The organism is Dyella silvatica, assembly GCF_026283955.1.
Classification (GTDB): Bacteria; Pseudomonadota; Gammaproteobacteria; order Xanthomonadales; family Rhodanobacteraceae; genus Dyella_C; species Dyella_C silvatica.
The window spans coordinates 1-6,296 of record NZ_JAPDPE010000176.1 but is presented as its reverse complement, the minus strand read 5'-3'; the positions used below and the strand labels follow the sequence as shown (position 1 = coordinate 6,296).

6 protein-coding genes and 1 pseudogene are annotated in these 6,296 nt (G+C 63.5%); all 7 read right to left on the bottom strand.

The window, feature by feature from the left end; genetic code table 11:
- A partial coding sequence (locus OUZ52_RS21765) for a histidine phosphatase family protein (protein ID WP_266160691.1) occupies window positions 1-526 on the bottom strand: 526 nt, incomplete at its 3' end.
- The gene (cobT, locus tag OUZ52_RS21760) at window positions 523-1,569 is read right to left on the bottom strand and encodes a nicotinate-nucleotide--dimethylbenzimidazole phosphoribosyltransferase (RefSeq protein ID WP_266160690.1); all 1,047 of its coding nucleotides are present in this window, start codon (window positions 1,567-1,569) and stop codon (window positions 523-525) included. The genes cobT and OUZ52_RS21765, both read right to left, overlap by 4 nt.
- Window positions 1,569-2,087 carry a bifunctional adenosylcobinamide kinase/adenosylcobinamide-phosphate guanylyltransferase gene (cobU, locus tag OUZ52_RS21755; RefSeq protein WP_266160689.1) on the bottom strand — a complete coding sequence of 173 codons (519 nt, stop codon included), beginning with the start codon at window positions 2,085-2,087 and terminating at the stop codon, window positions 1,569-1,571. The genes cobT and cobU overlap by 1 nt, the downstream gene beginning before the upstream one ends.
- Window positions 2,088-2,462: 375 nt before the next feature.
- Complete coding sequence (locus OUZ52_RS21750; protein ID WP_266160688.1) at window positions 2,463-3,923, bottom strand: cobyric acid synthase; 1,461 nt, start codon at window positions 3,921-3,923, stop codon at window positions 2,463-2,465.
- Window positions 3,920-4,918, bottom strand: coding sequence for a threonine-phosphate decarboxylase CobD (cobD, locus tag OUZ52_RS21745; RefSeq protein WP_266160687.1), 999 nt, complete (start codon window positions 4,916-4,918; stop codon window positions 3,920-3,922). Before cobD ends, OUZ52_RS21750 begins: the two co-directional genes overlap by 4 nt.
- Entirely contained in the window at window positions 4,911-5,822 is a 912-nt protein-coding gene (gene cbiB, locus OUZ52_RS21740; protein WP_266160692.1) for an adenosylcobinamide-phosphate synthase CbiB, read from the bottom strand. The genes cobD and cbiB overlap by 8 nt, the downstream gene beginning before the upstream one ends.
- Before the next feature lie 14 nt (window positions 5,823-5,836).
- Window positions 5,837-6,296, bottom strand: a pseudogene (locus OUZ52_RS21735) (cobyrinate a,c-diamide synthase); the annotation flags it as partial.

The following is a 6,296-nucleotide window of genomic DNA, read 5'->3' as shown; positions in this document are numbered from 1 at the left end:
GAATCGATGCATGCGGCACATCGATATTCGCCATGTCGCCATAAGGACGGCCTTCGACCAGGCAGCGCAGCAAGCGGATCGCCCCACCATGGGTCACTACCAGCACACGCCGTCCACTCGCCTTGGCGACCACCTCGTCCAGCGCCGCACTCAAGCGCAGACGGAATGCCGCGAAGCTTTCCGCGCCCGCCGGCGGATGCGCCATCGGGTCAGCCCAAAAGCGACCCAGCGCCTCGCTCTGCTCGGCCGCCAGGGTTTCAATCGGCACGCCCTGCCAGGAGCCAAAGTGATATTCGGCCAGCCGCGCATCCAGTAACAACGGCAAGCCACGCGTCGCAGCCAGCTCATGCGCAAACGAGGCGCAACGCTGCAAGGTTGAAGAGACAATCATCTGCCAGTCATCGCGCGCTTTCACCGCATCGCGCAGCTGCATCCAGCCGAGGTCGGTCAACGCATCATCAAGCTGTCCCCGGTAGCTGCGCTGACCGGTATCGCCATGACGTATCAAATCGATCGTCACGCTCACGCTGCCGATACTCCGGCCTGGGCAAAGGTGGCCATCTGGTTATGCAAGGCACAGGCCAGCCGTAGCAGTGGCACCGCGGTGGCGGCACCACTGGCCTCACCCAGGCGCATGCCCAGATCCAGCAACGGCTTGGCATCCAGTGCGTCCAGCACGATGCCGTGGCCACGCTCATGCGAACGGTGTGCGAACAACAAGCCATCGCGCGCACTTGGATTAATCCGTACCGCGGCCAAGGCGGCCACCGTCGTAATGAATCCATCGACCAGCACCGGCAGCCCACTCTGCGCCGCCGCGATATACGCACCGGTCAGCGCCGCGATCTCAAAACCACCCAGGCGACGCAGTTGCTCCAAAGCGTCGTCAGTGCCGGCATGCAAAGCCAGGCCGCGCGCAATCACCGCGCTCTTGTGCGCGATGCCGGCACCATCCAGCCCGGTACCCGCGCCGGCCAAGCGCTCCGGCGTTTCACCAAGCAAGGCGCACGCCAGCGCCGCCGCTGACGTGGTGTTGGCAATACCCATTTCGCCACCGATAAACAATTGCGCGCCAGCCGCATGCGCGGCGCGAATACTGTCTGCTCCCGCGGCAAGCGCTGCCTCCAATTGCGCATCGCTCATCGCCGGCTGTTCGCTGAAATCCGCCGTCGAGGCCGCAATGATGGCGCGACGCACCTTGGGCAACTCGCCGGGATCATTCACCGTACCCAGGTTGACCACCTCCAGCGTGGCCCCCAACTCGCGCGCCAACACGCTAATCGCCGCGCCGCCATGGGCGAAGTTGCGCACCATCTCGCCCGTCACCGCCTGCGGAAAGGCCGAAACGCCTTGCGCCGCCACGCCGTGATCGCCAGCAAAAACCGATATCCACACCTGCTCGACACTCGGTTGCGCGACTCGCTGCAAACCGGCCAACTGTATCGCCAGCGACTCCAGCATGCCCAGCGAACCCGGCGGCTTGGTCAATTGCGCCTGATGCTCGCGCGCTGAAGTTTCAACACCGGCATCGACCGCGCGGCAAGGTTGGTAAAGCCACTCACGACTCATCACAAGGTTCCTTTGAGGGCCAACGGTAATCCCGCGGCAACCAACAACACACGCTCACAGACACCGGCAAGCGCCTGATGCAAACGCCCCGTCTCATCGACAAAACGACGACTCAACTCACCCATCGGCACAATGCCGAGACCGACCTCATTGCTGACGAAAATAATCTCGCCCGGCAGCTCGGCAACACACGCAAGCAAGGCATCACGCTCACGCTCAAAGCGAAGCGGATCCGCATCGCCCAGCAAATTACTCAACCACAGCGTCAAACAATCCACCAACACACAGCGATCTCCACGCGCATGCAAGCGCAAGGTATCCGCTAACGCCAGCGGCTCCTCCACACAAAACCACTGCGCAGAACGCCGCGCACGATGATGCGCAATCCGCTCAGCCATTTCACCATCCCGCGCCTGCGCCGTCGCGAGATAAACCACCTCCCGCCCCGACTCCCCAGCAAGCCGCTCCGCCAAAGCACTCTTACCCGAACGCGCCCCACCAAGAATCAGGCTACGCATAAAAACCACCGCACATAAACTTCTCCGTCACACTGCGCCGTTCGAGCAACCGCACAGAGCCGCCTTTGACGTTGCCGTTGATCTTGACTCTGCTTTTGACGTCCGGGGCCCCTGTGCGTCGGTGAGGGCTGGGCGACAAGGCCCGAAGGGGACTCGGCACGGACGCCGAGTCCTTTTCGCCAGGGCAGGAGCCCTGTCGAAAAGCCCGGCCGGCCCTCACGCACCCGAAGGGCGACGCACCGGGGTGGCCTTTGTCTTTGGTTACTTTCTCTTTGGCCACGCAAAGAGAAAGTGACTCGGCCTCCGGCAGGAGGTCGAAAGCCCGCCGCAGGCGAGCCCGATCACGACAAACTAGATCAAGAACAAGAGCGCCCCTCATTCCACCCCCAACAACCCCAACAACACCCGCGTATCAAGATACCCCTCAACCGCATCAGCCAACCGCTCGATGCTCGCCTCCCGCAATGCATGCATATCCAGCGCCACCACCTCGCGCACCCCAGCCCAGCCCAGCAACGCAGCCAACGCCTGCGGCTCATCGAACAAACCATGCAGATAACTGCCAAGCACCTGCCCGTCGGCAGAGATTGCACCATCGTAGCGCCCATCCGCCAACACACTCGACGGCTGCGCCAACCCCGGCCCACGACTCACACCGCAATGAATCTCATAACCACGCACACTGGCATCAGCAAACGCCAACCGCCCCTGTACCTGCCGCAGCTGCTTGCCGGTTTCCAGCGTCGTCTCCAGGTCAAGCCAGCCCAAGCCCAGGCTTGAACCGGACTCACCCTCGATCCCGAGCGGATCATGCACCGCCCGACCAAGCATCTGCAGGCCACCGCAAATACCGATCAGCTTGCCGCCATAACGCAGATGCCGCGCTATGGCATCCTCCCAACCGTGACTACGCAGCCAGGCTAAATCCGCGCGAGTGGACTTGGAGCCAGGCAACACCATCAAGTCGCACGGCGGCGGTACTTCGCCCGGCCCGATAAAGCGCAAGGCCACCTGCGGATGCGCTCGCAGCGCATCAAAATCGGTGTGATTGCTGATCCGCGGCAACGCCGGCACCACCACCCTAAGCTGCGCGTCCGGCTTCGCCTCGACACCGCGCGACAGCGCATCCTCGGCCTCCAGCTGCAAACCATGCAGATACGGCAACACACCGAGCACCGGCTTGCCGGTCTCGCGCTCCAGCCAATCCAGCCCCGGTTGCAGCAAGGCGATATCGCCGCGAAAACGATTGATCACAAAACCGACCACGCGCGCCTGCTCACTCTTCGAAAGCAAGGCCAGCGTGCCGACCAGATGAGCGAATACACCACCGCGGTCGATATCGGCAATCAACACCACCGGGCAATCCACCGCTTCGGCATAACCCATATTGGCGATATCGCGATCGCGCAAATTGATTTCAGCCGGGCTTCCCGCACCCTCGACGATCACCGCCTGGTATTGCGCAACCAAGCGCTGATGCGAAGCCAGCACCGCATCGAAGGCCAGCCGCTTGTAATCGTGATAATGCCGCGCATCCATATCGCCAATGGCATGGCCATGCACAATCACCTGCGCGCCGATATCCGTGTTCGGCTTGAGCAACACCGGATTGAAATCGGTATGCGGCGGCAAACCGGCAGCTTGCGCCTGCACCGCCTGCGCCCGGCCAATCTCACCGCCATCGATGGTCACCGCCGAATTCAGCGCCATGTTCTGCGGCTTGAACGGCGCTACCGCCACGCCACGTCGATACAGCCAGCGACATAACGCGGTCACCAGGGCGCTCTTGCCGGCATCGGAGGTGCAACCCTGCACCATCAGCACGCGACCGCTCATGCGTTCACCCTGGCGTGTGCGATGTCACGCAGCGCGCTATCCAACCGTGCAAAGCCGGCGTCATCGCCGGGCAAGCCAAAACGCAGGCTGGCAGGGGTTTCGAACAAGCGCGTGAGAATGCCGCGAGCGGCCAGTGCCTCATGCCATGCGGCCGCGCGTTCATCGCAGCGCCATTGAAAAAAAGCACAGCCGGCCGTCGGCGCGAGCCCGTGCGCCGTCAGCAATTGAGCAAGCTGCTGACTGGCCGTGTGCAAACGCTTGCGTGCATGGGCTTGCCAGTCACGGTCAGCCAGCGCGAGTTTCAACAGATGCCGCGTCGGGCCGCTCAATGTCCACGGCCCAAGGCGTTCGTGCAGCGCATGCAACAACGCCGGCGCCGCGCAAACAAAACCCGCACGCGCACCGGCCAGGCCAAAAAACTTGCCAACCGAGCGCAGCACGATCAAGCCATGGCGATCGCTAAAGGCGCATAGACTTTGCTCGGGGGTGGCATCGATAAAGGCCTCATCGACAATCAGCCAGCCGCCGCGCGCCGCGAGCTCAGCGTGCAACTGCAACAACGCGGCAACCTCAAAACGATGTCCGCCGGGGTTATTCGGATGGATCAATACGATCACGTCGTAATGCTTCGCTTCGGCAAACAGCACGGCGGCCGAACGCGATTCGACCTGATGCCCCGCCCGCTGCCATGCATGCGCATGTTCGGCGTAGCCAGGCTCGATAATCCCGACACACGAGGGCACGCAAAGCTCGGGCAAGGCCTGGATGGCGGCCTGCGACCCGGCCACCGGCAAGAGATGCGGCGCGGCGTAGTAGTCGCGCGCCAGCTCGACCAGGCCGTCATCGTCTTCTGGCAGGCGCTGCCATGCGCTGGGTGGAATCGATGCCACAGGCCAGCCGAAAGGGCTGATACCGGTGGACAGATCCAGCCACAACTCCGCTGCCAGACCAAAGCGCTTCGCTGCGCGCCGCAACCTGCCGCCATGTTCAAGCATGCGACCACCCTTTCGCCAACACGCCAAGCGCACATACGACGATCAGCCACACAATCACGCTGTTGCGCACCAGCCGCAGGGCAGCGCGGATCGAACGTGCATCGGGTGCGCGGCCCTCGCCCAGTTCGGGCCGCGGCTCCCACACCCCGTGATAAGGCGCCGCGCCACCCAGGCGTACCTGCAACGCACCCGCGCCGGCGGCCATCACCGGCCCCGCGTTCGGGCTGTCCCACTGCGGCGCCTGGCTACGCCAGCAACGCAGCGCCACAGCCGTATGCCCCAGCAAGGCATAGCTCAAGGCGGTCAATCGTGCGGGGACAAAATTGAGCACGTCGTCGATGCGTGCTGCCGCCCAGCCAAAGCGCTCGTAGCGCGGCGTGCGATAACCCCACATGGCATCCAAGGTATTGGCAAGCCGATACAGCAGCGCACCCGGCGCACCGAACAAGACGAACCAGAACAAGGCGCCGAACACCGCGTCGTTGCCGTTCTCCAGCACCGACTCGGTCGCGGCTGCGGCCACTTGGCCGGCATCCAATAAAGCGGTATCGCGACTGACCATATAACCGACGCGTGCCCGCGCCGTATCCAGATCACCAGCATCAAGTGCATGCGCGACCGGGCGCGCGTGCTCTGCCAGGCTGCGGTGACCTATCGTCAGATACAGCATCGCCACACTGCCGCCCCAGGCAAGCCAGGGCGTAAGCCTCGCAGCGGCCGACAGCAACCACCACGTCAGCCCGACCAGCAATAACACCGCGCCACTCCATGCGAGCATACCCGCCACGCGCCGATCCGCATAAAGCCGCGCTTCGAACCAGCCGGCCAGCCGTCCAAACCCGACCAGCGGATGTGCACGCCGCGGCTCGCCCAGCGCAGCATCCAGCAGCACGGCGGCGAGCATGGCGAGCGCGCTGCTCACGGCAAGAACAGCTGCTGTGCGGCGTCGGGGTTCGACGGAAAATAAAAATGCACGAAACTTGCCGTCATGCGCTGACGACGATATACACCTTCGCTGCTGGGCCCTTTATCAGGGTTAACGGCTAAAGCGAGCGGCGTCGAGGCGATCTGCGCACGGGCGTAATGAAAGGTATGCCCGCGCAAGACACCCTCGGGCAAGTCGACCGACTGCATACCCAGCGCACTCAGGCGTTCCTGCATCACGGCGCTGCCGGAAAGCAGACCCGCCATCGGAAAGGCCAGGCCATCCTTACCCGCCAAACTATCCAGCGCGAACAACATGCCACCGCATTCGGCGAGCAAGGGTTTGCCCGCATCGACATGGGCGTGCAACGACGCGCGTAATGCCACGCATGACGACAAGGCTTCCAGGTGCAGTTCGGGGTAGCCACCGGGCAACCACACCGCATCGCATGCG